This window comes from Rhizobium sp. WSM1328, assembly GCF_057653715.1.
This window is the reverse complement of the sequence record NZ_CM172788.1, coordinates 3,080,775-3,105,785: the sequence shown is the minus strand read 5'-3', so window position 1 is coordinate 3,105,785 and position 25,011 is coordinate 3,080,775. Positions and strand designations below refer to the sequence as shown.

At 60.4% G+C, this 25,011-nt stretch carries 23 protein-coding genes and 1 pseudogene; 9 read left to right on the top strand and 15 right to left on the bottom strand.

Annotation, left to right across the window (positions count from 1 at the left end; translation table 11 throughout):
• Positions 1 to 215 precede the first annotated feature (215 nt).
• Positions 216 to 1,202 (bottom strand): polysaccharide deacetylase family protein, encoded by a 987-nt coding sequence (locus AC2444_RS15780; protein ID WP_012758527.1) that lies wholly within the window; start codon positions 1,200 to 1,202, stop codon positions 216 to 218.
• A gap of 120 nt (positions 1,203 to 1,322) precedes the next feature.
• On the opposite strand from AC2444_RS15780, the gene AC2444_RS15775 reads away from it, so the two are divergent.
• The 3 genes from AC2444_RS15775 to der all read left to right on the top strand — a co-directional run bounded on the left by AC2444_RS15775 (position 1,323) and on the right by der (position 4,340).
• Positions 1,323 to 1,907 carry an NnrU family protein gene (locus AC2444_RS15775; RefSeq protein WP_012758526.1) on the top strand — a complete coding sequence of 195 codons (585 nt, stop codon included), beginning with the start codon at positions 1,323 to 1,325 and terminating at the stop codon, positions 1,905 to 1,907.
• A 306-nt stretch (positions 1,908 to 2,213) separates the two neighbouring features.
• Positions 2,214 to 2,897: a tetratricopeptide repeat protein gene (locus AC2444_RS15770; protein WP_012758525.1), complete on the top strand. Its 684-nt coding sequence runs from the start codon at positions 2,214 to 2,216 to the stop codon at positions 2,895 to 2,897.
• Between the two features lie 18 nt (positions 2,898 to 2,915).
• Complete coding sequence (der, locus tag AC2444_RS15765) at positions 2,916 to 4,340, top strand: ribosome biogenesis GTPase Der (protein WP_012758524.1); 1,425 nt, start codon at positions 2,916 to 2,918, stop codon at positions 4,338 to 4,340.
• A gap of 296 nt (positions 4,341 to 4,636) precedes the next feature.
• Here the strand turns inward: der and AC2444_RS15760 are convergent, their stop codons facing one another.
• A complete protein-coding gene (locus AC2444_RS15760; protein WP_012758523.1) occupies positions 4,637 to 5,074 on the bottom strand; it encodes a MarR family winged helix-turn-helix transcriptional regulator in 438 nt (145 codons plus the stop codon).
• A gap of 161 nt (positions 5,075 to 5,235) precedes the next feature.
• Here AC2444_RS15760 and AC2444_RS15755 point away from each other — a divergent pair, with 161 nt between their 5' ends.
• Complete coding sequence (locus AC2444_RS15755; RefSeq protein WP_012758522.1) at positions 5,236 to 6,249, top strand: alpha/beta hydrolase; 1,014 nt, start codon at positions 5,236 to 5,238, stop codon at positions 6,247 to 6,249.
• Positions 6,250 to 6,255: 6 nt separating this feature from the next.
• Here AC2444_RS15755 and AC2444_RS15750 read toward each other — a convergent pair whose 3' ends face one another.
• Both AC2444_RS15750 and AC2444_RS15745 read right to left on the bottom strand, forming a co-directional pair.
• Positions 6,256 to 7,437: a glycosyltransferase family 4 protein gene (locus tag AC2444_RS15750; RefSeq protein WP_012758521.1), complete on the bottom strand. Its 1,182-nt coding sequence runs from the start codon at positions 7,435 to 7,437 to the stop codon at positions 6,256 to 6,258.
• A gap of 239 nt (positions 7,438 to 7,676) precedes the next feature.
• The gene (locus AC2444_RS15745) at positions 7,677 to 8,717 is read right to left on the bottom strand and encodes a glutamine synthetase beta-grasp domain-containing protein (protein WP_012758520.1); all 1,041 of its coding nucleotides are present in this window, start codon (positions 8,715 to 8,717) and stop codon (positions 7,677 to 7,679) included.
• 24 nt (positions 8,718 to 8,741) lie between these two features.
• On the opposite strand from AC2444_RS15745, the gene AC2444_RS15740 reads away from it, so the two are divergent.
• Both AC2444_RS15740 and gstI read left to right on the top strand, forming a co-directional pair.
• Positions 8,742 to 8,960, top strand: coding sequence for a hypothetical protein (locus AC2444_RS15740; protein WP_128407438.1), 219 nt, complete (start codon positions 8,742 to 8,744; stop codon positions 8,958 to 8,960).
• Positions 8,961 to 9,149: 189 nt separating this feature from the next.
• Positions 9,150 to 9,341, top strand: a complete 192-nt coding sequence (gstI, locus tag AC2444_RS15735; protein WP_017994859.1) for a glutamine synthetase translation inhibitor GstI — start codon at positions 9,150 to 9,152, stop codon at positions 9,339 to 9,341.
• A 127-nt stretch (positions 9,342 to 9,468) separates the two neighbouring features.
• Here the strand turns inward: gstI and AC2444_RS15730 are convergent, their stop codons facing one another.
• The 7 genes and pseudogenes from AC2444_RS15730 to AC2444_RS15700 form a co-directional block, all read right to left on the bottom strand.
• A complete protein-coding gene (locus AC2444_RS15730; RefSeq protein WP_012758518.1) occupies positions 9,469 to 10,389 on the bottom strand; it encodes a sugar kinase in 921 nt (306 codons plus the stop codon).
• A 152-nt stretch (positions 10,390 to 10,541) separates the two neighbouring features.
• Positions 10,542 to 10,883: a hypothetical protein gene (locus AC2444_RS15725; RefSeq protein ID WP_012758517.1), complete on the bottom strand. Its 342-nt coding sequence runs from the start codon at positions 10,881 to 10,883 to the stop codon at positions 10,542 to 10,544.
• 166 nt (positions 10,884 to 11,049) lie between these two features.
• A complete protein-coding gene (locus AC2444_RS15720) occupies positions 11,050 to 12,036 on the bottom strand; it encodes an ABC transporter ATP-binding protein (protein WP_012758516.1) in 987 nt (328 codons plus the stop codon).
• Positions 12,029 to 13,040 (bottom strand): annotated as a pseudogene (locus tag AC2444_RS15715) (ABC transporter ATP-binding protein). The gene AC2444_RS15720 and the pseudogene AC2444_RS15715 overlap by 8 nt, the downstream one beginning before the upstream one ends.
• Complete coding sequence (locus tag AC2444_RS15710; protein ID WP_003561446.1) at positions 13,041 to 13,958, bottom strand: ABC transporter permease; 918 nt, start codon at positions 13,956 to 13,958, stop codon at positions 13,041 to 13,043.
• Positions 13,955 to 14,878 (bottom strand): ABC transporter permease subunit, encoded by a 924-nt coding sequence (locus tag AC2444_RS15705; protein WP_012758514.1) that lies wholly within the window; start codon positions 14,876 to 14,878, stop codon positions 13,955 to 13,957. Before AC2444_RS15705 ends, AC2444_RS15710 begins: the two co-directional genes overlap by 4 nt.
• A gap of 48 nt (positions 14,879 to 14,926) precedes the next feature.
• Positions 14,927 to 16,507 carry a peptide ABC transporter substrate-binding protein gene (locus tag AC2444_RS15700; protein WP_011653015.1) on the bottom strand — a complete coding sequence of 527 codons (1,581 nt, stop codon included), beginning with the start codon at positions 16,505 to 16,507 and terminating at the stop codon, positions 14,927 to 14,929.
• Between the two features lie 286 nt (positions 16,508 to 16,793).
• Here AC2444_RS15700 and bglA point away from each other — a divergent pair, with 286 nt between their 5' ends.
• The gene (gene bglA / locus AC2444_RS15695; protein WP_012758513.1) at positions 16,794 to 18,440 is read left to right on the top strand and encodes a beta-galactosidase BglA; all 1,647 of its coding nucleotides are present in this window, start codon (positions 16,794 to 16,796) and stop codon (positions 18,438 to 18,440) included.
• A gap of 62 nt (positions 18,441 to 18,502) precedes the next feature.
• On the opposite strand, the gene ade is transcribed toward bglA, so the two are convergent.
• Positions 18,503 to 20,200: an adenine deaminase gene (gene ade / locus AC2444_RS15690; protein WP_012758512.1), complete on the bottom strand. Its 1,698-nt coding sequence runs from the start codon at positions 20,198 to 20,200 to the stop codon at positions 18,503 to 18,505.
• Between the two features lie 150 nt (positions 20,201 to 20,350).
• Here ade and AC2444_RS15685 point away from each other — a divergent pair, with 150 nt between their 5' ends.
• The gene (locus AC2444_RS15685; protein ID WP_012758511.1) at positions 20,351 to 20,641 is read left to right on the top strand and encodes a hypothetical protein; all 291 of its coding nucleotides are present in this window, start codon (positions 20,351 to 20,353) and stop codon (positions 20,639 to 20,641) included.
• Between the two features lie 72 nt (positions 20,642 to 20,713).
• Here the strand turns inward: AC2444_RS15685 and AC2444_RS15680 are convergent, their stop codons facing one another.
• Complete coding sequence (locus tag AC2444_RS15680; RefSeq protein WP_012758510.1) at positions 20,714 to 21,817, bottom strand: branched-chain amino acid ABC transporter substrate-binding protein; 1,104 nt, start codon at positions 21,815 to 21,817, stop codon at positions 20,714 to 20,716.
• Positions 21,814 to 22,047, bottom strand: coding sequence for a hypothetical protein (locus tag AC2444_RS15675; RefSeq protein ID WP_157628338.1), 234 nt, complete (start codon positions 22,045 to 22,047; stop codon positions 21,814 to 21,816). Before AC2444_RS15675 ends, AC2444_RS15680 begins: the two co-directional genes overlap by 4 nt.
• Positions 22,048 to 22,307: 260 nt before the next feature.
• On the opposite strand from AC2444_RS15675, the gene AC2444_RS15670 reads away from it, so the two are divergent.
• A complete protein-coding gene (locus AC2444_RS15670; protein ID WP_012758509.1) occupies positions 22,308 to 23,222 on the top strand; it encodes an HD-GYP domain-containing protein in 915 nt (304 codons plus the stop codon).
• A gap of 186 nt (positions 23,223 to 23,408) precedes the next feature.
• Here the strand turns inward: AC2444_RS15670 and aptA are convergent, their stop codons facing one another.
• Positions 23,409 to 24,734: an omega-aminotransferase AptA gene (gene aptA, locus AC2444_RS15665; protein ID WP_012758508.1), complete on the bottom strand. Its 1,326-nt coding sequence runs from the start codon at positions 24,732 to 24,734 to the stop codon at positions 23,409 to 23,411.
• Between the last annotated feature and the right edge of the window lie 277 nt (positions 24,735 to 25,011).

Genomic DNA, 25,011 nt, shown 5'->3' with positions numbered 1-25,011 from the left:
CGTCCTGTCGGGCAGCGACCGGGGTCGAGCCACAGGTCTCGACCCGTCCTTCGGACCCCGCTGAGTAGAAGGGGAATCGCAACGTCGCAACGAATCTCTTCTCCCCAGCGGGGAGAAAATGCCGGCAGGTAGATGAGGGGGCGGCACGGCACGTCGTCTCGTTCAAAGGAACCTGGAGACACCTTGCCGTCTCTACAGAATCTCCATAGACGCCGTCAGAGACCTGACGTCTGCAATTTCCCGCGCGCCTCGATCATCGGGATCGCTTCCGAATAGCTGACGCAGGCCACATCCGTTCGGTGGCAGACGTCGCTGACCAGTCGGTCTAGCGCACGCCAGTAGGCGCCGCCGTTCATTTCGACGAAGTGGAAACCGAGCTGTAGCGGGATGCGGTTACCGGCATATTGCTTGTCGAAAGCTTCCTTGAAGGCGGCATAGGCGCGATCCTCGAATTCCACGGAATCGGCCGTATCCTCCTCACCCTTGGAATGGCGGACGAAGAGATTGTAGTCCATGCCGATGATTGGCTTTTCGCTCGGGCCTTCGGGGATCAGCGGCAGGCCGAAGCGAGTGATGCCGTCTTCCTCGACAGGCATGGCAGGCCCTTTGGTGACGAGGCTCGCGTCATAAGTGAAGCCCGCCTTCTTTTCGGCAGCGACCATGTCGGCGCCCGCAGTTGCCGAGAGATAGGGGGCGCGAAAGCCCTTGATGCCGTGATCAACCAGATCCTGCCAGCCGGCAGGCGCCTGAAGGCCGACGCTCTTCCAGGCATTCTCAAGCGTCGCGTGGAAGGTGGCGTATTCGGCCGACCAGTCGGCCTCGCTCCAGAGGCGGCCGTCGAAATGGCCGCAGGCATGGCTCGATATGTCGTGTCCTTCGAGATGGGCGTGCCAGATATTGCCGAGGCGCTCGCGGATCTCGTCGTCGCTCTGGGCGAAGCCCACGTTGGATTTTCCGCGTTTCTGGTGCGGCGCCTGGTAGGCCTTCTTCGCCGCCTCGTTCATCAGGAAAGTGCAGGAGAGAAAATAGGTGAAGTGGGCGCCGTTTTTCGCCGCCATCTCGCGGCTCTTCAGCCAGAGCGCATTGTCGTGCGCGCCGTCGAAGGAAATGATGACGAGCTGTTTCGGCCGGTCGGCGGCCTCTGCGATTGCCGGAGCGAGGAACGAGACAGAAAGGTAGGTAGAGAGGAGAAAGCGAGACATGGGCACCGCGACAGTTTGTTCGCGGTTTCCTCCATCAGAATTGCGGCGAAGCTGCGGTCGCGCTGGCATTTTTTCACGCGAGTCGCTAAGCCAACACAAACGGCACGGAAAGGATCCGCAATGACATTGCTTATCGTCGGCATCATACTTTTCCTCGGGGTGCATCTGGTGCGAGTGCTGTTGCCGGACTTTCGCCGTTCGATGATCGCAAGCCTCGGCGAGAAGGGCTGGCGGGCGGCCTATTCCATTGCCAGCATCGCCACGCTGATCCTGTTGATCTACGGCTTCGGGCAGGCGCGACAGGTGACCGGAATGCTCTACAATCCACCGGTCTGGATGGCGCATATAACAATCACGCTGATGCTGATCGCGATGGTCTGTCTCGTCGCCTCGCTGCTGCCGGCGGGGCATATCGCGGCCAAGACCAAACATCCGATGGTGCTGTCGGTGAAGATCTGGGCGCTGGCGCACCTGCTCGCCAATGGCGAGACGTCGTCGGTTCTGCTGTTTGCCGCCTTTCTCGCCTGGGGCGTCATCTTGCGCATTTCATTGAAACGGCGGCAGCGGGCGGGCGAGATCACGCTCCGGCCGTTCGTCTCGGCCAAATACGACCTCTATGCCATCATCATCGGCATCGTCGTCTGGGCGCTGATCATCTGGAAGCTGCACGAATGGTTGATCGGCGTTTCGCCGCTCGTCATCTGACCCGCGCATAACCCCAAAAATCGATTCCGATTTTTGGAAGGATTATACGCGGATTCAAAGTGTTAGAGCGTCCTTAGCGCGTCCTGTCGGACGTGCGGCGCTTTAGAGCGGTTCAGCTTTCATGGAAGCTCAGAACCGCTCTAACTTTTCGTTTCTACGCAACTCCGGACGGAAAACCGCTTCGCACTTTTCCTGGAATTGCTCTAATCTTTCACATCCCCCTTACAACGGCAGCAAAATGGAGTAGAAGGCCCGACAATATGCGTTTTGCATGGTGTATGGGTTTTTCCGCGGCCGGAGACGAGAATGGCATTCAACGACGACAGCTTCATCCGTGAAGTCAATGAGGAATTGCGGTCTGACCAGATGAAGGGCGTCTGGCGCCGGTTCGGTCGCTATATCATCGTCGTCGCCATCCTGATCGTCGTCGGCACAGCCGGCAAGGTTCTTTACGACTATTGGGACGACAACCGCTCCTCCGGCACCGGCGATCAGTTCCTGGCGGCGATGAAGCTGGCCGACGAGAACAAGAACGACGAGGCGCTGGCCGCGCTCAACAAGCTCGAGAAGGAAGGCCATGGCGCCTATCCGGTGTTGGCGCGCATGCGGGCCGCTACCGTCCAGGTGCAGAAGGGCGATACCGCCGCGGCAATCACCGCCTTCAACGAGATCGGCAAGGACAATGCCGTTCCGGCTGCCGTGCGCGATGCCGCCAAGATGCGCGCCGGCTGGTTGCTCATCGAGAACGGCACTTACGAACAGGTTTCGGCGGCGATCGAGGAAATGGCCGTTCCGGGCAACGCCTTCCGTCATTCGGCGCGCGAGGCACTCGGCCTTGCCGCTTACAAAGCCGGCAACATGGCGCAGGCGCGGCAGTGGTTCCAGTCGATCGTCGACGATACCGACAGCCCGCGCAATGTTGCCAATCGCGCCCATATGATGCTTGATCTGATTACCGCATCCGGCAAGGCGCCCGCCGCTCAGGGCTGATCGCGTTAAGGACAAGATATGAGTTTCACGGTCGCGATCGTCGGTCGTCCGAATGTCGGCAAGTCGACACTTTTCAACCGGCTGGTGGGCAAAAAGCTGGCGCTTGTCGATGACACGCCGGGTGTTACCCGTGACCGCCGGCCGGGCGATGCTCGGCTAATGGGCCTGACTTTCACGATCATCGACACGGCCGGTCTGGAAGAGGCCGACGCGGAAAGCCTGCAGGGGCGGATGCGGGCACAGACGGAAGCGGCAATCGACGAGGCGGATCTTTCGCTTTTCGTCGTCGACGCCAAGAGCGGATTGACGCCTGTCGATACCGACCTTGCCGAAATGCTGCGCCGGCGCGGCAAGCCGGTGGTGCTTGTCGCCAACAAGTCCGAAGCGCGCGGTTCCGACAGCGGCTTCTATGACGCCTACACGCTCGGGCTCGGTGAGCCGACGCCGATTTCGGCCGAACATGGGCAGGGCATGCTCGACTTGCGCGATGCGATCGTTGCGGCAATCGGCGAGGACCGGGCCTATCCCACCAAGGAGGATGTCGCCGTCACCGACGTCGACATTCCGCAGACGGAAGGCGAAGACAGCGACGCGGACGAAGAGCCGGCCTATGACGAGACGAAGCCGCTCAGAGTGGCGATCGTCGGCCGGCCGAATGCCGGCAAGTCGACGCTGATCAATCGCTTCCTCGGCGAGGACCGGCTGCTGACGGGACCGGAAGCGGGCATCACCCGCGATTCCATCTCGGTCGAATGGGACTGGCGCGGCCGCACCATCAAGATGTTCGACACGGCCGGCATGCGCCGCAAGGCACGGGTGATCGAGAAGCTGGAGAAGCTTTCGGTGGCCGATGCGCTGCGCGCCATCCGTTTCGCCGAAACCGTCGTCATCGTCTTCGATGCAACGATCCCCTTCGAAAAGCAGGATCTGCAGATCGTCGACCTCGTGCTGCGCGAAGGCCGTGCCGCCGTGCTCGCCTTCAACAAATGGGACATGATCGAAGATCGGCAGGCGGTGCTTGCGGATCTGCGCGAAAAGACCGACCGGCTGCTGCCGCAGGCGCGCGGCATCCGCGCCGTGCCGATCTCCGGCCAGACCGGCTGGGGGCTCGACAAGCTGATGCAGGCGATCATCGATACTGACAAGGTCTGGAACAAGCGTATCTCGACGGCGCGGCTCAACCGCTGGCTGGAGACGCAGCAGATCCAGCATCCGCCACCGGCCGTTTCCGGCCGCCGCATCAAGCTGAAATATATGACGCAGGTCAAGGCCCGCCCGCCGGCCTTCATGATCTCCTGCACCCGGTCGGATGCGCTGCCGGAATCTTATACACGCTATCTGATCAACGGGTTGCGCGCGGATTTCGACATGCCGAGCGTGCCGATTCGCATCCACTTCCGCTCGCCTGAAAATCCGTTCGAAGGCAAGAAGAGGCGGACTTAGGGCTGGGGTTGGCGCTGATTGGTAGCGTTTTGTGGAGTTTGGGTGTGCCGCGTGGCAACCGCCCTCTGCCCTGTCGGGCATCTCCCCCACAAGGGGGAGATCGGCAGGAGGCGAACGCTCAACGCTCTCTATCGGTGTTCTGATCGCCAAACGGTAATTGTTTGGGAAGCCGAACGTCCATCTGATCTCCCCACCTGTGGGGGCCGAAGGACGGGTCGAGACCCGTGGCTCGACCCCCAGGCCCCGGCAGGGCAGAGGGGGTACCACAAGCACTGTGATACCAGTCCGGTTAGCAGCTAAACCACGCTTCGATTCAGCGCTTCACGCAGCGCCACGATCTCGGCCTGGAGGCGAGTGAGGTCGACTGCATCGCGACCGCTGGCAGCGGCGATGCAGCCCGGGATGCCGATCGCCTTTTCCTTCAGGCGAATGCCTTCTTCGCTCAGGCGGATGACGACGACGCGTTCGTCCTCCCGGCTGCGTTCGCGTCTGACATAACCAGCGGTTTCCAGGCGTTTGAGCAGCGGGGTCAGCGTGCTCGATTCGAGGAAGAGTTTTTCACCCAAGCCGCCGACGGTCTGGCCGTCCTGTTCCCAGAGCGAAACCATCGCCAGATATTGCGGATAGGTGAGGCCGAGCGTGTCGAGCAGCGGCTTGTAGACGCGGTTCAGTGCGTGGCTTGCCGTATAGACGGCGAAGCAGATGAAGTTGTTGAGCTTCAGCTGATCCTGCATGGGATATCTCCAAAACTGACAGAATTTATATCGTACGATAAATAATCGTAAGCGCCTTTTATGCATAGCGGGCATGCGAAGATTTAAATTGTCCGATAAAGAATCGTGCGCGATATAAAAGCTGTGTTCACGACGAACATCGAAACCGAGAGGACAAGACAATGTCGACCATCAAGACCACCGTTTCCGCAGCAGCACTGCTCGCAGCCTCCGCCGTTGGCGCGCTTGCCGATCCGGTACTCGAACCGACAACGCAGAAATTCATCGACGGGCTTGCCGGCGGCAAGCCGATCTACACGCTGTCGCCGGCCGATGCCCGCAATGTCCTGGCCGGCGCGCAGAAGGGCGATGTGAAGAGGCTTGCTGCTAGGGGAGAGGACAAGGTCATCAAGGCTGGTCCGACAGGCAGCATCAAGCTGCGCATTGTCCGCCCGGAGCATGCCACGGGCACGCTACCGGTCATTCTTTATTTCCATGGCGGCGGCTGGGTGCTGGGCGATGCGGATACGCATGACCGGCTGGTGCGTGAGATCGCCAACGGCGCCGATGTCGCTGTCGTCTTCGTCGACTACGAGCGCTCGCCGGAAGCCCGTTATCCCGTTGCCATCGAGCAGGCTTATGCTGCGACCAAATATGTCGCCGAGCATGCCAAGGAGTTCAAGGTCGATGCCTCCAGGCTCGCGGTCGCAGGCGATAGCGTCGGCGGCAACATGGCGGCGGTGGTGACGCTGCTTGCCAAGGAACGCGGCGGTCCTGCCATCGACCAGCAGGTGCTGTTCTACCCCGTCACCGACGCCAATTTCGACAATGGGTCCTACAACCAGTTCGCCGATGGGCCGTGGCTGACCAAGGAAGCGATGAAGTGGTTCTGGAACGCCTATCTGCCCGACGAGACCAAGCGCAAGGAGCCGACGGCCTCACCGCTGCAGGCGTCGCTGGAGCAGTTGAACGGCCTGCCGCCGGCGCTGGTCATCGTTGACGAAAACGACGTGCTGCGCGACGAGGGTGAGGCCTATGCCCGCAAGCTCAGCCAGGCCGGCGTTAAGGTCACGTCGATGCGATACAACGGCACGATCCACGATTTCGTGCTGCTGAACGCGATTGCCGAAACGCCTGCCGCGCGCAGCGCGATTGCGGTCGCGAACGACACGCTTCGCAGCGCCCTGCACAAGTAAAATCAATCAGTCTGCAGACGGGAGGGGCCTGGCGGTTTCGCCGGGCTTTCTGCTTCTTGGAAGTGATTTGGCAAACTGCCAGGCCTTCTTCCATTTCGGCGTGATGACGCCATTGGCGGCGCGGATATTGTTGATGAACTGCAGCGTCGCTGCTTCCCAGGAATATTGCATGGCGAGTTCACGCGCCTTGCCGCGCGAGGCGGAGAGGGCGGCAAGGCAGGCGGCCTGCAGGTTCTGGTCGAGCGCCCCGACCTCGCTGTCATCGCCAATGATGTCGAGCGGGCCGGTGACCGGATAGGCTGCGACCGGCACGCCCGATGCCAGTGCTTCGAGGATGGTGTTGCCGAAGGTATCGGTGAGCGAGGGAAAGACAAAGACGTCGGCCTGGGCATAGGTTTTCGCCAGGTCCTCGCCGAACTGCACGCCCGCGAAGAAGACGTCGGAATATTGCTTCTCGAGTTCGGCGCGCGCCGGGCCGTCGCCGACGACGACCTTGGAACCCGGCAGGTCGAGATCGAGGAAGGCCGGCAGGTTCTTTTCCAGCGCCACGCGGCCGACGGTCATGAAGATCGGACGCGCCAAGCCGAACGGGTTTTCCTCGAGCGCCATCGGACGGAACTGCGTGGCGTCGATGCCGCGGCTCCAGGGCATGAGGTTGCGGATGCCCTTTTCCGACAGTTCACGGGCAAGGCTCGGTGTCGCCACCATGCAGCCAGCGCCGCCATTGTGGAACCAGCGGACGAAGGAATAGAGCCAGCTCTTCGGTATCGGCAGGCGCGCGGAGACGTATTCCGGGAAGCGGGTGTGGTAGCTCGTCGAAAACGGCATGCGGTTCCTCAGGCACCAGCGGCGGGCGGTCAGCCCCAGCGGACCTTCGGTGGCAATATGCACGTAGGAGGGATTGTGCTTTTCGATCTCGCGGGCGATGCGGTGGTAATTGGCGATCGATAGGCGGATCTCGGGATAAGTTGGGCAGGGGATGCTGTTGAAGCGCTCCGGCGTCACCATCGAAACCTCGACGCCCATCTTCGCCAGTTCGCGGTTGGTGTTCTCGATCGAGCGAACGACGCCGTTGACCTGCGGGTGCCAGGCATCGGTGACGATCACCAGCCTTTCGGGCAGGTTTCCGGCGGCTGCGGCATTGGCCCAGCTCTCGCAGCTATAAGTGTTTGCCGGACGTTGCAGCATGTCACGATTTCCATCCGCGTCGCAGTGATATGCCAACGCTCAACCCCAAAGCGGGGTTCCGGAACGGCGATTCCCGCTTCTCTATTTTGAGGCATGACCATGATGGAAATATTACAGCCCATATTGCAAGGATTGCAGGGCTTTAGCGGCTCGATACCCGCGAATATGTCAGCGGTCGATCGCGGTTTTCATGCATAAAGAACGATGGCGCCGGTCGTGGACCGGCGCCGTTTGGGAGGTTAAGCGGCAGCGGAAGCCGAGCTTGCTGTCGGAACTTCCGAGATCGTCTTCAGAACCTGCGAAGCGATCTGGTAGGGGCAGCCCTGCGAGTTCGGGCGGCGGTCTTCCAGATAGCCCTTGTAGTCGTTCTTGACGAAGGAGTGCGGCACGCGGACCGAAGCACCACGGTCGGCAACGCCGTAGGAGAACTTGTTCCACGGTGCCGTTTCGTGTTTGCCGGTCAGGCGCTTGTCGTTGTCAGGACCGTAGACGCTGATGTGGTCCATCAGGTTCTTTTCGAACTGCGCCATCAGCGCTTCGAAATAGGCCTTGCCGCCGACTTCGCGCATGTATTTGGTCGAGAAGTTGCAATGCATGCCCGAGCCGTTCCAGTCGGTATCGCCGAGCGGCTTGCAGTGATACTCGATGTCGATGCCGTACTTTTCGGTCAGGCGCTGCAAGAGGTAGCGTGCCATCCAGATCTGGTCGGCGGCCTTCTTGGAGCCCTTGCCGAAAATCTGGAATTCCCACTGGCCCTTGGCCACTTCAGCATTGATGCCTTCGTGGTTGATGCCGGCAGCGAGGCAGAGGTCGAGATGCTCTTCGACGATTTCGCGGGCAACGTCGCCGACGTTCGAATAGCCGACGCCGGTGTAGTACGGGCCCTGCGGAGCGGGGTAGCCCTGCTCAGGGAAGCCGAGCGGACGGCCGTTCTGGTAGAAGAAATATTCCTGCTCGAAGCCGAACCAGGCGTCTTCGTCGTCAAGGATGGTGGCGCGGGCATTCGATGCGTGCGGCGTGACGCCATCCGGCATCATGACTTCGCACATGACGAGAGCGCCGTTGGTACGGGCCGGGTCGGGATAGATGGCGACCGGCTTCAGCACGCAATCGGAGCTGCGGCCTTCGGCCTGCTGCGTCGAGGAGCCGTCAAAGCCCCAGAGCGGAAGCTGTTCCAGCGTCGGGAATACGTCGAATTCCTTGATCTGCGTCTTGCCACGCAGGTTCGGTACCGGAGTGTACCCATCGAGCCAAATATACTCGAGCTTATATTTTGTCATCGTGACTCTCTCAATGCTACGAAGGTGAGCAAATCCGGAGGTGATCTCGGCGCGCAAGCGCATCCGACCGCCAGGGATGATGCTTTAAAAGCACGTAGCGTGCCAGTTTTGGCGCGGCTCGAAAGAAAAATCGCGAGTCAGCATGTCTGTCGGTTTTTTAGCTTTTGGAAAATCGGGCCGTTTTTAACGCTCACCGGCGGTATTGCCCATCAAAACGCGCTTTTTCCGTCTGGAACCGGATGAAAATTGCGGCGTTAAGCTGAAATGATGAAGTGTTAAACAAATTATCGGAAGCTTTTAGCCGAGACAGCATACCGACCGATTACAATTGTAACATTGCCCTTATTTTATGCAATTTGCATAAACTATGTGCATTGTGCTATGTAGGTGGTCCTGAAATGTTGATGCGCCGAACTGAATGGAGGCGATCTCATGCCCACCGGTTTCCATCGTGAATCCGCGACGATCTACCAGTTTCCCGCTAAGGCGATACGAAACGCCAACCGGTTCGAACGCGCCAAGCTGATGGAGCGCGAGGCAGCAGCCGTCTGCGATGCTGCGCTCGACAGCTGCTGGTACCATGACGAGGCAGTTCGCGAGTCCGATCGACCGACGAAGTCCTGATTTCCCCTGGCAGCGGGGCACACGATGCCGATAAGGCAGGGAGCGCCTACACATGGCGTTCAGACTGCGTCACCATGGGCGGCGTAAAAGCATGTTGCGCTAAGCGAATCTGAAAGACCGCGCCGCTTTAGCCGCGGTCCAATCCAAGCTTTTCCCTTACGACCAATGCACCATGTTCGCTGACGACGCGGGCAGCAACCTTTGCTGCGAAGCGGGTGGCGGCAGGCGCATCGCCTGCTTCGAGATATCGTGCGAGAAAGGCGCCGTTGAAGCTGTCGCCGGCGCTGGTTGTGTCGACCACCTTCTCCACTTTTTCGGCCGGAACGAAGGTTTGCTCGCCGGCAAAATTCATCGTGACACCGTCAGCGCCGTTCTTGACGACGATATCGACGGCACCCAGTGCGCGATAGCGATGGATCGTCGCCTCGATGGAATCATCGCCGAAATGGGCCGCCTCGTCGTCGAAGCTCGGCATGACGAGCACGGAGGAGCGGGCGCCTTCGCTGATCGTCGTGTGCATCACGTCGTAGCTCGACCAGAGGCGCGGGCGGATGTTCGGATCGAAGACGACGAGCTTGCCGGCGGCCTTGGCGCGACGGACTTCTGCAAGCAAAGTCTCGGCATCCTCCTGGGGCAGAATGGCAAGGGTGATGCCGGAGAAATAGATGACGGCAGCGCTCTCCACCGCCTCGCGCAGGCGGTCCGGATCAGCCGCCAGGCTGCGGGCAGCCGAGCTGTCGCGCCAGTAGCTGAAGGAACGTTCGCCGTTCTTCAGATTGATCATATAGAGGCCGGGCGTCCTGCCCTTGATGCGGCGGATGAGGCTCGTGCCGATGCCTGATGTGTCGATGAAGGCCAGCATCTCGTCCGACATGGCGTCGTCACCGAGGGCGGTGAAGTAGTCGACCGACCAGTCGGCGGCAAGGCAGGCGCGGGCATACCAGGCGGTATTGAAGGTATCGCCGGCAAAGCCCTTGCGCAGCAGACCATCGCCTGCCTGCGAGAGTTCCACCATGCATTCACCGATCGATAGAAACCGTCTGCTCACCTTGTCCTCCCGGCATTTGGAGCCCCGCGTGTCCAACAGGACGCGCTAGTCTTCATTCGCTGATACGCGGAGCCGGGCGGAGTGACAAGCGTCGATATCACCAGATATGTAAACCCGCCTTCACGGACGAGGCGAAGGCGGGCTCTTATTATCTATTCGTGGATGGTGTAGCTGCCCATCGCGCAAAGATCCTGCGTATCTTCGGTGGTTTCGAGGTTTGACCCTTCCTCGAATTCGAAGCGCATGTCGTATTTGCAGACGGTGCGGCCGTCGGCGATGGTGATATCCATGGTTTCGTCCGGATCGAGAACGTTCTCGCCGAAGACGTCTTCTTCCCAGTCGTCGACGCCGGTCGGCGAGCTGTAGAAGTGCGTCAGGACGGAGTTCGTTCCGTTGATGAGCTTGAACGTCAGATCTTCGGCATGCGATGAAACCGCGGAGACGGCAATCATGGCCGCGGTAAGTGCGATTACACCTGATATTTTCGATTTCATATATGCGTTCCCCTGGCTTGCGATTAGGCCGAAATGGGATAGCACATGCTTATAAAAGCTTTCTTATTGGGGTCTTTAGACCCAAAATAAGTCTGCTTCGCCCGAAACGGATGGCGCACTGGGTATCCTTATGAGGTGACGGCCGCTTGCGCGACCGTCGTTCCATTCATGGCCTGTCCATATGATAACAGGCGGCCTTCTGGCCGGGGCGGACCTCCTCTGTCGGCGGCATTTCGGTGCGACAGATGTCGGTCGCCTTCCAGCAGCGCGGTGAGAAGACGCAGCCTTTCGGCGGGTTGAGCGGCGAGGGTGGGTCACCCTGCAGGCGGATGCGGGTGCGCAGGCGCGCAAGCTTCGGATCCGGGATCGGCGCAGCGGAGAAGAGCGCCTGCGTATAGGGATGGGCGGGATGATCGAAGACGGTGGCGCAGTCGCCGGCTTCCACCACCCTGCCGAGATAGAGCACCAGCACATCGTCTGAGATCAGGCGCACGACGGAGAGGTCGTGGCTGATGAAGATCAGCGTCAGGCCGAATTCCTTGCGCAGCTTGCGCAGAAGCGTGATGACCTGACCCTGGATCGAGACGTCGAGGGCCGAAACCGGCTCGTCGCAGATGATGAGCTTCGGTTTGGTGACGACCGCGCGGGCGATGCCTATGCGCTGCGCCTGGCCGCCGGAGAATTCGTGCGGATAGCGGTTGATCATTTCCGGCACCAGGCCGACGGCGGTCATGATCTCGCGAACACGCTCGGTGCGCTCGGCCCTTGATAGCTTCGGCTCGAAGACGGTAAGCGGCTCGGCGATGATATCTCCAACAGTCATGCGCGGGTCGAGCGAGGCGATCGGATCCTGGAAGATGATCTGCATGTCGCGGCGGGCGGCGCGCATTTCCTCGTCCGACAGGTCGAGAAGGTTGCGGCCCTGCCAGAGGATACGGCCCTTCTGCGACTTCAACAGCCGCAGGATGGAGCGGCCGAGCGTGGACTTGCCGCAACCGGATTCACCGACGATGCCGAGCGTGCGGCCTTCGCTGAGGTCGAAGCTGACATTGTTGACGGCGGTCAGGAAGATCGGCGGCTTGAAGAGGCCTTTGGCTGGCAGTTCGAATTGGGTCGTCAGGTTCTCGACCCTTAGAAGCGATCGTTCAGCCATGGTTCAGCAGCTCCTCGCGACGCGGGAAGGGGTGGTAACAGGCGGCGCAATGGTGCGGCGCCAGCGTTTCGAGCGGCGGCGGTCGGTCGATGCAATCGTCCTGGACCTGCGAACAGCGCGGCGAGAAATTGCAGCCCTTCGGCAGGTGCTGCAGGTTCGGCGGACGGCCGGGGATGACGACGAGGTCGTCGACATCCTGGTCAGGGCGTGGGATCGAGGCATGCAGTGCTGCGGTATAGGGATGGGCCGGATTGTCGAAGAGTTCATCGACCGGCGCTTCCTCGACGATGCGACCGGCATACATGACGGCGACGCGGTCGGCGAGGCCGGCAACGACGCCGAGATCGTGGGTGATCATGATCAGCGCCGTGTTCATCTCCGCCGTCAGATCGTTGAAGAGGTCGAGGATCTGTGCCTGGATGGTGACGTCGAGGGCCGTTGTCGGTTCGTCGGCGATCAACAGCTTCGTCGGCGATCAACAGCTTCGGCCGGGTGAGCAGCGCCATGGCGATGACGATGCGCTGTCGCATGCCGCCGGAGAGCTCATGCGGGTAGAGGTGGAAGCGTCGCGTCGGGTCGGGGATGCCAACGCGTTTCAGCATATCGAGTGCGGCGGCGGATGCGGCGCGCGCCGTCAGCCCGCCGTGAACCTCGAGCTGCTCCGTCAGCTGCCGGGAGATCTTCAGCGTTGGATTGAGCGCCGTCATCGGGTCCTGGAAGACCATCGCCATGTCTTTGCCGCGGATCTGGTCGAGCTCGCGCGGTTTCAGCGCCAGCACGTCCTTGCCTTCGAGCAGCGCCTGTCCCGTCGTTTTGCCGTTCTTGGCGAGCAGGCCCATGATGCCGAGGAAGGTCTGACTCTTGCCGGAGCCGGATTCGCCGACGATGGCGATGCGCTCGCCGCGCTTGACCGTCAGGTTCATGTTCGAGACCGCCTTCACTTCTCCATCCGGCGTCTTGAAGGTGATCGAGTAGTCTTTGAGTTCGAGGAGGGTATCCGTCATTTAACGATCCTTCGGGTCGAACGCGTCGCGCAGCCCGTCGCCGATGAAGAGCAGGCTGAGCAGCAGCGCCACAAGAAAGCTCGCCGGGAAGACCAGCAGCCACGGCATGCTTTCCATGGCATCGGTCCCCTCGGCGATCAGCGTGCCGAGCGAGGTCAGCGGTTCCTGCACGCCGAAGCCGAGATAGGAAAGGAAGCTTTCGGTGGCAATGATCTCAGGCACCGTCAGCGCCGCGAAAATCACCACCGGGCCGACGAGGTTCGGGATGATGTGCTTGATGATGATCTTGAACGGCCGCTGTCCGGATGCGCGGGCCGCTTCGATGAATTCGCGATGCTTGATCGACAGCGTCTGGCCACGCACGATGCGGGCCATCGTCAGCCATTCCAGCGCGCCGATGGCGGCAAACAGCAGATAGACGTTGCGGCCGAAGATCACCATCAGCAGGATGACGAAGAGGATATAGGGAAGCGCATACATGATATCGACGAAGCGCATCATGATCGCATCCAGCCTGCCGCCGATATAACCCGATACCGCACCGTAGAGCACGCCGATGAAGACGGAGACGACGGTCGCCGTCAGCGCCACCGCCAGCGAGACGCGGGTGCCGTAAAGGACGCGGGCGAGAAGGTCGCGGCCGTTCGGGTCGGTGCCGAAATAGTGGCCGGTTTCGATCGAGGGGGGTATGCGGAAAGCCGCCCAATCAGGATCCTCATAGTTGAAGGGAATGAACCAGGGGCCGATGAAGGCGACGAGGATCAAAAGCGTCAGGACGACGATCGACAGGACGGCCGCCTTGTTGCGCCCGAGGCGACGCAAGGCATCCTTGGTGAGCGAGCGGCTTTCGGGCGCAAGGCCTTCCGCCTCCAGCAGTTCCTGGGCGAGCAATTCTCGCTTTGCGGGGTTGAGGATCATCGGTTTCTCACTTTCGGATCGAGCCAGGCATAGGCGATATCGACGAGAAGGTTCAGGAACACGATCAGCACCATGTAGAAGATGACCGTGCCGAGAACCATGCCGTAATCGCGGTTCAGCGCTGCGTTGACGAAATAGCGGCCGATGCCGGGCAATCCGAAGATGCTCTCGACAACCAGCGAGCCGGTGAGAAGGTAACTTGCTGCTGGACCCAGATAGGAGACGACAGGCATCAGCGCTGGCTTCAGCGCGTGGCGCATGACCGTCAGGCGGGGGCCGATGCCTTTGGCCTTGGCGGTGCGAATGAAATTCTGATTCATCACCTCGATCATCGAGCCGCGCGTGATGCGCGAGATACGGCCGGCATGCGGCAGCGCCAAAACGACGATCGGCAGGATGAGGTATTTGATCGAGCCGTCACCCCAGCCGCCGACCGGAAACCACGCGAGATGGATGCCGAAGACGAGCTGCAGGATGGGCGCAATCAGGAAGTTCGGTAGCACGACGCCCACCAGAATGAGCGCGCCCAGAATATAATCCGGTGCCTTGTTCTGATAGAGCGCCCCGAGACAGCCGACGGCCACGCCGACAATGATGGCAATCAGGAAGGCAGCCGTACCGATGGTGAAGGTGTAGGGCAGACCGATCATGATCTGCTGGGCGACTGTGAAATCCTCACTCGCGAAGGAGGGACCGAGATCGCCCCGGAGCAGGTCACCGACATAGATCAGGTACTGCTGGATGAGCGGCTTATCGAGATTGTAGTGGATCGCAAGGTTCTTCAGGATCACCGGCGGCAATGGCCTTTCGCCATCGAAAGGGCCGCCGGGGGCAAGGCGCAAAACAAAAAACGAGGCTGTCACGGCGATCCACATGACGGGGATCGTCGACAGCAGGCGACGGAGTGCGTATTTGATCATGATCGTGGGCCGGTCCTTTCCGCAGTGCGCGGAAAGGACCGTTTTCCCTTACTCTTTCATCGACAGCCAGCGGGTGCGGTGGATGTCTTGGATGTTGTCGACGAAGCCTTCGATCTTCGGCGAAACGACGTTCTTCGAGACATAGTAGTAGATCGGCAGGGCGGCGGATTCATCCAGCGCCAGCTGTTCGGCCTTCTTGAAGATCGCGGCACGCTTGGTGAGATCCGTCTCGGCGTTGCCTTCCTTGATCATCTTGTCGTACTCGGGATTCGACCAGCGGCCGTAGTTCATCTGCACGCCTGTCACCAGGAGGTTCAGGAAATTATCAGGGTCGTTGTAGTCGGCGAGCCAGCCGGCGCGGCCGATTTCGACTTGACCACGCTGCATCTGGTCGTAATGCACTTTGGTTTCGGCATTGACGAGTTCGACATCGACGCCAAGCGGCTTCCACATGGATGCGATGGCGACGGCGATGCGCTTGTGGTTGTCGTTGGTGTTGTAGCTCAGCACGGCGTGAAGCGGCTTGTCGGGGCCGAAACCGGCTTCGGTCAGGAGCTTCTTGGCTTCGGCGACCTTCTCGCTGTAGGGCAGGTCCTTCCAGCTAACATAGGCCGGTTCGCCGTAATTCGCCGTGCCCGGCGGAACCCAGGAATAGGCCGGCAGTTCGCCGGTGCCGAGGATCTGCGGGCCGATGACCTCGCGGTTGATCGCCATGGAGAGAGCCTGGCGGACGCGCTTGTCGCTGAAGGGCGGTTTCTGCGAGTTGACGACGTAATAATAGAGGCCAGAGAAGGGGGCGACATGCGCCTGGCCCGGCAGGTTTTTCTTCATCCACTCGTATTGGTCGGTTGGGAAGTCGGTGAGGATGTCGAATTCGCCGGCGCGGTAGCGTTTCAGCGCGGCTTCCTGGTCTTCGAGCACGAAGAACTTCGCTCCGTCGATCTTCAGGTCTTTGGTGTCATACCACTGATCGTTCTTGACTGTCGTGACATGCGAGCCCGGAACCCATTCGACGGGCTTGTAGGGGCCGTTGGTGACGATGTTGCCGATCTTGACCCAATCCTGCCCCTTCGCCTCGACGACATGCTTCGGCAGCGGATAGGCGGTGTAGTGCATCAGGGCATTGAGGAAATAAGGGGTGGAGTTTTCGAGGGTGATTTCGAGCGTCTTGTCGTCGATCGCCTTGACGCCGAGCTGGTTGAGATCGGTGATCTCACCCTTGTTGATCTTTTCCGCGTTCTTGATGGTGAACTGGAGATAAGCGTAGTCGGCGGCGTTCTTAGGGTCGACGAGGCGCTGGAAGGCGAAGACGAAGTCTCCTGCCGTTACCGGCTGGCCATCGGACCACTTGATGCCGTCGCGAAGCTTGAAGGTGTAGACCTTGCCGTCAGGCGAAATTGTCCAGCTTTCAGCCTGGCCGGGGATCGGATTATCCTTGGCGTCCTCAGTGACGAGGCCTTCAAAAATGTCGCCGGCGATGCGGTTCTCCCAGTCGCCGGAAAGCTTCTGCGGATCGAGCGACTGCGGGTCGCCACCATTGTGAATGTTGAGCGTGGCCGCGTGGGCCGAAAACGCCAGCAATGTGCCAAGCATTGCAGAGGCGAGAAATTTTTTCGCGAAATGGTTCATGGTGGGCCCACCTTTCTAGGCTTTTCGCCTTTATTAGACATTTGTTCCCGGTGTTTGACCTCTTACGTGCAGGTCAGCGCGCACATTATCGCAAAGGCTTTGCGTTGCAACCCCAAATCCGGAGGGTGGATTCGGGTTGTGGACAAGCCTATGTACGTCTCCCCCTTGTCGGATCGCGACGATGCGTCGCGGCGTTTCGCAACGCCTTCATAACCGCTTCACATGGTTGTCTTTTGTTTCGTCCGCTTTAGTGTGGCGAGCGCAAACGAGGCAGGAGATGTAGCCGATGGCATTGCAGGCAGGCGGGAGTGCGGACTGGTGGCGCGGCGCGGTGATCTATCAAGTCTATCCGCGCTCGTTTCAGGACACCAACAGCGATGGTCTCGGCGATCTCAGGGGAATTACCCGCCGGCTGCCGCATATTGCCAGCCTCGGCGTCGACGCGATCTGGCTCTCGCCCTTCTTCAAGTCGCCGATGGCCGACATGGGCTACGACGTTTCCGATTATTGCGACGTCGATCCGATCTTCGGGACACTCGCCGATTTCGACGAGATGATGGCCGAGGCGCACAAGCTCGGCATCAAGGTTGTTATCGACCAGGTGATCTCGCACACCTCCGACCGGCATCCCTGGTTCGTCGAGAGCCGATCGAGCCGGACCAATCCCAAGGCGGATTGGTATGTCTGGGCCGATCCGAAGCCTGACGGCACGGCGCCGAACAACTGGCTGTCGATCTTCGGCGGGCCGGGCTGGGAATGGGATGGCGTGCGCCGGCAATATTACCAGCATAATTTCCTGACCTCGCAGCCGGATCTCAACTTCCACAGCGAGGCCGTGCAGGATGCGGTGCTGGAGACGGTGAAGTTCTGGCTCGACCGCGGCGTCGACGGCTTCCGCCTGGATACGGTCAACTATTATTTCTGCGACAAGCTGCTCAGGAGCAATCCGCCGCACGAGCCGGATGAGGATGACGCAGGCCTCGATGCGCCCGACAGCAATCCCTACGGCATGCAGAACCACCTCTATGACAAGACGCAGCCGGAAAATGTCGATTTCCTCAAACGCTTCCGGGCGCTGCTCAACCAGTACGAGGATCGCACGACCGTCGGCGAAGTCGGCGATGGGGCGCGTTCGCTGAAGACGGTTGGCGCCTATACGAGTGGCGGCGACAAGCTGCACATGTGCTACACATTTGATCTGCTGGGGCCGGAATTCACCGCCGAGCATATTCGCGGCTGCGTCGAGGCCTTCCAGAAAGCAGTCACGGACGGCTGGGTCTGCTGGGCTTTTTCCAACCACGACGTCATGCGCCATGTCAGCCGTTTTGCGCGGACGGAGGAAGAGCGGCCTGTCATCGCCAAGCTGGCGATCTCGGTGCTTGCGGCACTACGTGGCTCGATCTGCCTCTATCAAGGCGAGGAACTCGGCCTGCCCGAGGCGGAGCTCGCCTTCGAGGATCTGCGCGATCCCTACGGCATCCGCTTCTGGCCGGCCTTCAAGGGCCGCGACGGATGCCGCACGCCGATGCCCTGGGAAGCCGGCAAGGCGCATGCGGGCTTCACGTCGGCCGAGAAGAGCTGGCTGCCGGTACCTTACGAGCAGGCAGCGCTTTCCGTGGATACGCAGGAGACGAGCGACAGCTCGGTGCTGCATCACTACCGCAGGACGCTCGCATTCCGGAGGAGCCACCTGGCGCTGATCGACGGCGAGATGACCTTCATCGGCACCAACCAGGATCTGCTCGCCTTCACCCGCGAAAAGGGCGGAGAAAAACTGCTCTTCATTTTCAACCTGACGCGCAAACCGGCGGAATTCCGCCTGCCTGACGGCATCGTGCTCGGGGAACCGCTTGCGATGCCGGGCTTCGAGGCGGTGGCTGACGCGGGATTGGTGAAGCTTGCGGCGTTGGATGGGTTTTGTGCGCGGGTTTGACGCTCGACTGAAAGGCGACTGTTGAGGTTGTCCGCCGCGGAGCCAGCCGTTTTTCAATCGCGTCACCCGATGAGCGCGAACTTGTCGACATCAACCATGCCGCGGTCGGATATTTTCAGGTGCGGGATGACCGGCAGCGGCAAGAAAGCGAGCTGGAGGAAGGGTTCTTCCAGCGTGGCGCCGAGCGCCAAGGCGGCTTTGCGCAGTTGGTGGAGCGTATCGCGGACCGTCTCATAGGGTTCGAGGCTCATCAAGCCGGCGATGGGCAGGGCGATTTCGCCGGTGACCTTGCCGTCTTCGACGACAACGAAGCCGCCCTTGATCTCGCCGAGGCGGTTTGCGGCGCGCGCCATGTCGTCCTCGTTGACGCCGACGACGCAGATATTGTGGCTGTCATGGCCGACGGTCGAGGCGATCGCACCCTTCTTCAGGCCGAAGCCCTGGACGAAGCCGTTGGCATGGTTGCCGTTCTTGCCGTGGCGCTCGATGACGGCGACCTTGATGATATCATTCGCAAGATCGACTGTCGCCTCGTTGCCCCTGACGGGCAGGCGATAGCGGCGATGCTCGGTGATGATCTTGCCCGGGATGACGCCGATGACAGGCGTCTCGCCTTCGGCGACCGGGACGCCGAAATGGGCGGCGTTGACGGGACGGGCCTTGACGCTGTCGAGGCCGATCGGGGCAACCGGCCTGCGCGAGGAAAAGAGCGCATCGGTGACGCGGCGGCCGGCGGAAAAGACCATGTCGGCGCGGCAGTTTTCCAGGCTGTCGAGCACCACCAGATCGGCGCGCCAGCCGGGCGCGACCAGGCCGCGGTCCCTCAGACCGAAGGCGCGGGCGGCCGAAATCGAGGCGGCGCGGTAGATCGCCAGGGGTTCGACGCCGCTCGCGATCGCTGTGCGGATCATATGATCAAGATGGCCCTGTTCGGCGATATCGAGCGGATTGCGGTCGTCGGTGCAAAGCGCGAGGAAGGGTGAAAGCCGCTCGGTGATAATGGGTATCAGCGCAGCGAGATCCTTGGATACCGAACCTTCGCGCACGAGAATGTGCATGCCCTTGCGGATCTTTTCCAGCGCTTCGGCGGCGGTCGTGCATTCGTGCTCGGTGCGGATGCCGGCCGAGAGGTAACCGTTGAGGTCGTTGCCCGAGAGCAGCGGCGCGTGACCGTCGATATGGCCGCTCTGGAAGGCTTCGAGCTTGGCCATGCAGATGGGGTCTTTGTGGATGACGCCGGGGAAATTCATGAATTCGGCAAGGCCGATGACCTGCGGATGGTCACGGTAGGGCAGGAGGCTTTCGATCGGCAGGTCGGCGCCGGAGGTTTCGAGATGTGTCGCCGGAACGCAGGAAGAGAGCTGGACGCGGATGTCCATGATCGTCTCCAGCGCGGATTCAACAAAGAATTCGATGCCGGCGGTTCCGAGCACATTGGCGATTTCGTGCGGATCGCAGATGGCGGTGGTGACACCATAGGGCAGAACGCAGCGATCGAATTCATGCGGGGTCACCAGCGAAGATTCGATATGCAGATGCGTATCGATGAAGCCTGGAACGACGATCCTGCCCGAGATGTCGATCTCGGTTTCGCCCTCATAATTGCCTGAGGTGCCGACGATGCGATCGGCGCCGATGGCAATGTCCGACTGGACGAGTTCGCCGGTGACGAGATCGAAGAAGCAGCCGCCCTTCAGCACGATATCGGCCGGCACACGGCCAACGCCCTGATCGATGAGACGTTCGAGCTTCGTGGTCATGGATTGCTACCTCTTCGATTGTTTTTCTGCCGCTGATGCCGAACTGATGCTGGAAACATTTGGATTGTATTTCCCGCTGCTTTTGCCTCGGTGGCAGCAGTGCTAGTGAAGCGAGAATACAGATGTCGTTTTCCAACTCAAGGTCATGATATGAAAGCAATTATTTCGGCGGCCTGCGCAGCAGTTTTTCTGTTGAGCGGCTGTGTGAACAACTCTGCGGTACTCACGACCGACAAGCACGGGAAGGTCAGTCAGATCATTCTCAAAAAATCGACCGGAAGTGTCGCTTCCGATGAAAATCTTAAGCGCGTCGTGGTCGCCAGTTTCTACGCGCGGATTTCAAATCCAACACCCAATCGGACGTATGTTCAACCGATGGTACTTATCGAACACCCGACAGTGGAAAGCTATCTGCGTGAGGATAAGAGGACGCGGGATTGACCGGCAGCCCATCTCTCAAAATACAAATCGGGCGCCGTGAGGCGCCCGATCCTGTTTCTCTATATCCGTCAATTACTCGGCGGCGACGATCTTGCCGGCTTCCCACTTGTAGAGCGAGAAGCTCTGCGAGGTGAGGTCGCCGGTCTCGCCGTAGGTGACCTTGCCGATGGCGGTCGGGATTTCTTCGCCGCCCTTCAGCGCGGCCGCGACGGCTTCCGCATCCTCGGCGCTGCCGGCCTTCTCGATGCCGGCCTTCAGCACTTCGACGGCGGCATAAGCGTTCAGCGTGAAGGCCTCGGCCGGGATGTTCTTGGCGGCGAGCGCGCCGGCTGCGGCCTTGGAATCCGGGCTCTTGGTGGCGTCCGAAGCGTTGGTGAAGATCGTGCCTCCTGCCGCATCCGTGCCGATTGCCCAGAATTCGGTGTTGGAGAGTCCGTCGCCGCCGATGATCGTCGCGTTGGCGGCGAGGTCATGCAGCTGGCGGGCGAGCAGCCCGCCTTCCGGATGGTAGCCGCCGAAATAGACCACGTCGACCTTCTCGGACTTGATGCGGGTGGTGAGCGCGCTGAAATCCTTGTCGCCAGGCGTGATCGCGTCATTGACGACTTCGGTGATGCCGCCGGCGTTCAGCGTCGCCTTGAAGGCATCTGCGAGGCCCTTGCCGTAGGCGCCCTTGTCGTTGACGATGGCGACGCGCTTGTCCTTGAAATTCTTCAGCACATATTTGGCGGCGACTTCGGCCTGCTGGTCGTCGCGGCCGCAGGTGCGCAGCACATTGGTGAGACCACGCTTGGTGAGGTCGGGGGCCGTCGCGGTCGGGGTAACCATCAGCACGCCGTTTTCAGCAAGCACGTCCGAAACGGGAATGGCGACGCCCGAGGTTACCGGGCCGACGACGAAGCGGATGCCGTCGCCGACGACCTTGTTGGCGGCGGAAACGCCCTGTTTCGGTTCGCCGGCATCGTCGGCCAGTTCGAGGACGACCTTCTCGCCGAGAATTCCGCCCTTCTTGTTGATTTCGTCGACGGCGGTCTGCGCACCATTCTTCACCTGGTCGCCATAGGCGGCGACCGGGCCGGTCAGCGGCGCGATCAGGCCGATGGTGATATCGGCATAGGCAAGCGGCGCAAAGGCGAGTGACGCGACGAGGGTCGCCGTCAATGTCTTGAGGGTCATAATTTGTCTCCTTGGATGGGGTCATTCGACCCGCGATGAAGCGTCGCGCCGGCTTTTCCGGATCGTTCAACGGCCCCCAGGCCGTGCCAAGGACGATCGATATCGGCGCGATCGATGCGCCCTCCGGCCATATTTGGCTCAAATGGGCGCAACGGCAAGATTTCTAGGAATTTTGGTGAGATTCCGCAAGTTGATAACAAAATGAAACGAAAATCGAGCCGATCCGGCATGAAATCGTCCCGGAATCGTCGATCCTGGCGCTGTTTGCCGATTTCTAGAGGGTGCGGTACCCCCTGGCATCAGCGCGGATCGCTGATAGACCTGCTGAATTTCGGGGAACGTCCTCGTCTTTCTGAATATTCGAATTCCGTTTTGAGATTAACACTTGATTCTACCAATTAGAGTAGAACCATTGTTCGTGCATATATTGCTGCGATGCAAAAGAGCGGTCGATAATAAACAGAGAGATATTTCGGGAACTGAGATCTGGATGCTCAAGCGTATCGAAGCCAGGCGGGTGCGCAACGGAATGTTTGTGGAGGCGATCGAGGGTGCATGGCAGGATCCTTTTCTGTCCAAGCGAAGATTTCTGCTGCGGCGTGAAGCCGATGCCCTGAAACTTCGCAAGAGCGGTATTGAAGGTGTTATCATCAACACCAGCAGAGGCCTGGACATTGACGGCCTGCCAGGCGGCAATATCGAGATCGACACCCAGGCGGCACGCGAGACCATCCAGAAATCCGTGCAGGTACTGGAAAGCGTTTTCGGCCGGCTCCAGCATGGCGATGGGATCAGCGTCGATCAGGTGGCGCCGGTGATTTCCTCAGTCTCCAAGTCGATGGATGACAATCCCACTGTCTTTCTCAGCGTTACGCGTCTGAAATCCAAGGACGAAGTGACGTTTCTGCATTCCCTTTCGGTGAGTGCGCTGATGATCCTTTTCGGCCGTCATCTCGGACTTGACGAGGCTACAGTGCAGACGCTCGGCACAGCAGGATTGCTGCACGACGTCGGCAAGCTCGAAATTCCGCTTGAGATACTCAACAAGGAAGGGCGTCTTGACGAGGACGAGATCAAGATGATCCGCGATCACCCCGAAAAGGGGCATGCAATCCTGTCACGCCAGGAAGGCATGTCGGAGATCGTACTCGACGTATGCCTCAACCATCATGAACGTATCGACGGCAAGGGCTATCCTCGCAGGCTTTCCGAGACGCAGGTCAGCTTCCATGCCCGTCTTGCTGCGATTTGCGACGTCTATGACGCCGTGACCTCCGTGCGGCCGTACAAGGCGCCATGGAGCGCGAGCCAAGCACTGAAGTGGATGCTTGGCAGCGAAGGGCAATTCGATCGCCGGCTGGTGAAGAAATTCGCCCTCTGCCTTTCCGTCGCCGCCGTGAGCTGAGGCCTATCGGTCTTCCCAACAAAAGGGCCTGGATGGATTTACAGCGCCGCGCGTCTTTTCAGACGCGAAAAGGACGCTGTAACACTTTGAATTGCCGCATAATTTTCTCCTTAAATCGGTTCCGATTTGAGGAATTATGCAGGCGGTCCGCCGCAGGCCATGATGCCTGAAGACTTCAGAGCTTTCTCAAATGTTGTTCTGCAGGATGGCCCGCAGCTTGCCGAAGAGCTCGTCGATGTGGTGCTTCTCGATGATCAGCGGCGGGGAGAGTGCGATGATATCGCCGGTGGTGCGGATCAGCAGGCCGCTTTCATAGGCTTTCAGGAAAGCGGTGAAGGCGCGCTTGGTGGGCTCGCCGGCGATCGGGTCGAGTTCGATCGCGCCGATCAGGCCGGTGTTCCTGATGTCGATGACATTGGGGCAGTCCTTCAGCGAATGCAGCGCGTCGGCCCAGTAGTCGGAAAGCTCGGCGGCGCGTGTCAGCAGGCCCTCCTCCTTGTAGGTGTCGAGCGTGGCGAGGGCCGCGGCGGAGGCGATCGGGTTGCCGGAATAGGTGTAGCCGTGGAAGAACTCGATCATATGCTCCGGGCCGTTCATGAAGGCATCATGAATCTCGGAGGTGACGAAGACGGCGCCCATCGGGATGACGCCATTGGTCAGTCCTTTGGCGGCAGTGATCATGTCAGGCTTGACGTCGTAATATTGCGCGGCAAAGGGGGCGCCGAGGCGGCCGAAGCCGGTAATGACCTCGTCGAAGATCAGAAGGATGCCGTGTTTGGTGCAGATCTCGCGCAGCTTCTGCAGGTAGCCCTTCGGCGGGATCAAGACGCCGGTGGAGCCCGCCACCGGCTCGACGATGACGGCGGCGACGGTGGAAGCGTCATGCAGGGTGACGATACGCTCGAGTTCGGTGGCGATGTCGCCGCCATGCTCGGGCTCGCCGCGGGTGAAGTTGTTCTTGCCGGGCTGGTGGGTGTGCGGCATGTGATCAACGCCGGTCAGAAGCGTGCCGAACATCTTGCGGTTGGTGACGATGCCGCCTACGGAGATGCCGCCGAAATTAACGCCGTGATAGCCGCGCTCGCGGCCGATCAGGCGGAAGCGTGATCCATTGCCCTTCACGCGATGATAGGCGAGCGCAACCTTGAGCGCGGTCTCGACGGATTCGGAACCGGAGTTGGTATAAAGAACGTGGTTCAGGCCTTCCGGGGCGATGTCGACCAGGCGGTTTGCCAGTTCGAAGGCCTTGGGATGGCCGAGCTGGAAGGCCGGCGCGTAATCGAGCTCGCCGGCCTGCTCGCGGATCGCCTCGGTGATCTTCGGGCGGCAGTGGCCGGCATTGACGCACCAAAGGCCGGCCGTGCCGTCCAGCACCTGACGGCCGTCATGGGTCGTGTAGTACATGTCCTTGGCGCCGACGAACAAACGCGGCTCCTTCTTGAACTGGCGATTTGCCGTAAACGGCATCCAGAAGGCGCGAAGATCGTTTGGTGCGTTGAGGCGATTGGACATGCTGTTCTCCTGGCCGCTGACGGCCCTTTCCCGGGGGCCTTACGCCCATATTTTTACTGCCCGGTCAAATTATCAGGGCTTCCCAAGGCGTCAACGGGAAAAGTCCCGAAAGCTCCCCTGACAGGAGGCTCAAGCTGCTTCGATCGATCACGGGGCGAGCGCTTCAGCGCGGTCGGGCTGCAGTTCCTTGCCTGCGGCGAAAGGAGCAGAAAGGCCAGGCCTTCAAAGGCACGACCGGCAAATCGCAAATTTGCCGGTCGTGCCATAAGGTTCAGGT

Excerpts from the sequence above, each read along its gene's own strand:
- AC2444_RS15780 (WP_012758527.1), bottom strand. The coding sequence starts at position 1,202 with ATGTCTCGCTTTCTCCTCTCTACCTACCTTTCTGTCTCGTTCCTCGCT.
- AC2444_RS15775 (WP_012758526.1), top strand. The coding sequence starts at position 1,323 with ATGACATTGCTTATCGTCGGCATCATACTTTTCCTCGGGGTGCATCTG.
- AC2444_RS15770 (WP_012758525.1), top strand. The coding sequence starts at position 2,214 with ATGGCATTCAACGACGACAGCTTCATCCGTGAAGTCAATGAGGAATTG.
- der (WP_012758524.1), top strand. The coding sequence starts at position 2,916 with ATGAGTTTCACGGTCGCGATCGTCGGTCGTCCGAATGTCGGCAAGTCG.
- AC2444_RS15760 (WP_012758523.1), bottom strand. The coding sequence starts at position 5,074 with ATGCAGGATCAGCTGAAGCTCAACAACTTCATCTGCTTCGCCGTCTAT.
- AC2444_RS15755 (WP_012758522.1), top strand. The coding sequence starts at position 5,236 with ATGTCGACCATCAAGACCACCGTTTCCGCAGCAGCACTGCTCGCAGCC.
- AC2444_RS15750 (WP_012758521.1), bottom strand. The coding sequence starts at position 7,437 with ATGCTGCAACGTCCGGCAAACACTTATAGCTGCGAGAGCTGGGCCAAT.
- AC2444_RS15745 (WP_012758520.1), bottom strand. The coding sequence starts at position 8,717 with ATGACAAAATATAAGCTCGAGTATATTTGGCTCGATGGGTACACTCCG.
- gstI (WP_017994859.1), top strand. The coding sequence starts at position 9,150 with ATGCCCACCGGTTTCCATCGTGAATCCGCGACGATCTACCAGTTTCCC.
- AC2444_RS15725 (WP_012758517.1), bottom strand. The coding sequence starts at position 10,883 with ATGAAATCGAAAATATCAGGTGTAATCGCACTTACCGCGGCCATGATT.
- AC2444_RS15720 (WP_012758516.1), bottom strand. The coding sequence starts at position 12,036 with ATGGCTGAACGATCGCTTCTAAGGGTCGAGAACCTGACGACCCAATTC.
- AC2444_RS15710 (WP_003561446.1), bottom strand. The coding sequence starts at position 13,958 with ATGATCCTCAACCCCGCAAAGCGAGAATTGCTCGCCCAGGAACTGCTG.
- AC2444_RS15705 (WP_012758514.1), bottom strand. The coding sequence starts at position 14,878 with ATGATCAAATACGCACTCCGTCGCCTGCTGTCGACGATCCCCGTCATG.
- AC2444_RS15700 (WP_011653015.1), bottom strand. The coding sequence starts at position 16,507 with ATGAACCATTTCGCGAAAAAATTTCTCGCCTCTGCAATGCTTGGCACA.
- bglA (WP_012758513.1), top strand. The coding sequence starts at position 16,794 with ATGGCATTGCAGGCAGGCGGGAGTGCGGACTGGTGGCGCGGCGCGGTG.
- ade (WP_012758512.1), bottom strand. The coding sequence starts at position 20,200 with ATGACCACGAAGCTCGAACGTCTCATCGATCAGGGCGTTGGCCGTGTG.
- AC2444_RS15685 (WP_012758511.1), top strand. The coding sequence starts at position 20,351 with ATGAAAGCAATTATTTCGGCGGCCTGCGCAGCAGTTTTTCTGTTGAGC.
- AC2444_RS15680 (WP_012758510.1), bottom strand. The coding sequence starts at position 21,817 with ATGACCCTCAAGACATTGACGGCGACCCTCGTCGCGTCACTCGCCTTT.
- AC2444_RS15675 (WP_157628338.1), bottom strand. The coding sequence starts at position 22,047 with ATGCCGGATCGGCTCGATTTTCGTTTCATTTTGTTATCAACTTGCGGA.
- AC2444_RS15670 (WP_012758509.1), top strand. The coding sequence starts at position 22,308 with ATGCTCAAGCGTATCGAAGCCAGGCGGGTGCGCAACGGAATGTTTGTG.
- aptA (WP_012758508.1), bottom strand. The coding sequence starts at position 24,734 with ATGTCCAATCGCCTCAACGCACCAAACGATCTTCGCGCCTTCTGGATG.